This is a genomic window from Streptomyces siamensis, from assembly GCF_039543605.1.
GTDB classification, from domain to species: Bacteria; Actinomycetota; Actinomycetes; order Streptomycetales; family Streptomycetaceae; genus Streptomyces; species Streptomyces siamensis.
Genome location: NZ_BAABKB010000053.1, coordinates 1 through 688 on the forward strand (window position 1 = coordinate 1; position 688 = coordinate 688).

1 protein-coding gene is annotated in these 688 nt (G+C 66.6%); it reads right to left on the reverse strand.

What is annotated here, in order from left to right:
- Positions 1 to 688: 2-oxoacid:ferredoxin oxidoreductase subunit beta (locus ABEB03_RS43650; protein WP_345658669.1), on the reverse strand; the 688-nt coding region annotated here is incomplete at both ends.

Genomic DNA, 688 nt, shown 5'->3' on the forward strand with positions numbered 1-688 from the left:
GTCGGTGCCGAAGCGGATGGGCCGGCCGTGTTCGAGGCGGATGACGGCTTCCTGGGCCTGTTGCTGGTCCTTGAGGGCGTCGAAGGCGCCGTCGTTGAAGATGTTGCAGTTCTGGTAGATCTCGACGAGGGCGGTGCCGGGGTGGGCGGCGGCCTGGCGCAGGACGTCGGTGAGGTGTTTGCGGTCGGAGTCGATGGTGCGGGCGACGAAGGAGGCTTCGGCTCCGAGGGCGAGGGAGACGGGGTTGAAGGGGGCGTCGAGGGAGCCCATGGGGGTGGATTTGGTGATCTTGCCGACTTCGCTGGTGGGGCTGTACTGGCCTTTGGTGAGGCCGTAGATGCGGTTGTTGAAGAGCAGGATCTTGAGGTTGACGTTGCGGCGCAGGGCGTGGATGAGGTGGTTGCCGCCGATGGAGAGGGCGTCGCCGTCGCCGGTGACGACCCAGACGGACAGGTCGCGGCGGGAGGAGGCGAGTCCGGTGGCGATGGCGGGGGCGCGGCCGTGGATGGAGTGCATGCCGTACGTGTTCATGTAGTACGGGAAGCGGGAGGAGCAGCCGATGCCGGAGACGAAGACGATGTTCTCCTTGGCGAGGCCGAGTTCGGGCATGAAGCCCTGTACGGCGGCCAGGATCGCGTAGTCACCGCAGCCGGGGCACCAGCGCACTTCCTGATCGGACTTGAAGTCC